Origin of the sequence: Prevotella sp. P5-50 (genome assembly GCF_002251295.1) — a bacterium.
Classification (GTDB): domain Bacteria; phylum Bacteroidota; class Bacteroidia; order Bacteroidales; family Bacteroidaceae; genus Prevotella.
Window position 1 is genome coordinate 1 of record NZ_NPJA01000043.1, and the last position, 419, is coordinate 419.

A 419-nucleotide genomic window follows, 5' to 3' on the forward strand; every position below is an offset into this window, starting at 1 on the left:
CGTATATAGGACAAGAATCTGTGGCGGACTTGACATTTTTTCTCTCAAACACTGCCCGATTCGGGGAAATGACATTAGGTTTTTTATCCCGACTGGCTTATAATTCGGGGGTTTTATGTAAATTTGCCAAAAGAAAAGAGTTGCTTGCCAAGCAACCGTATGAATATTGGAGAAGTTAAAACTATTTCCAAATCATTACCTCTTCGTGGAGCATGTGGCAAAGGCGTTATGGCCGGTAAAGCGTAACCCACACGTGTTTGTGGGACGGTATATCAACGTGAATAGAAAACCTGACGGGACTATCTATCCTACGTTCAATCGCCCAGACTACAACGAGAAACTCACTTTCGCTAAGTTCTGTATGGAAGCTGCCAAAGAACTGAGGCAGGTTGCCAAACTGGTAGATAGTGCAACAGGCC

At 43.9% G+C, this 419-nt stretch carries 1 pseudogene; it reads left to right on the forward strand.

What is annotated here, in order from left to right:
• Positions 1-166: 166 nt before the first annotated feature.
• Positions 167-419: pseudogene (locus tag CIK88_RS09960) on the forward strand (hypothetical protein); the annotation flags it as partial.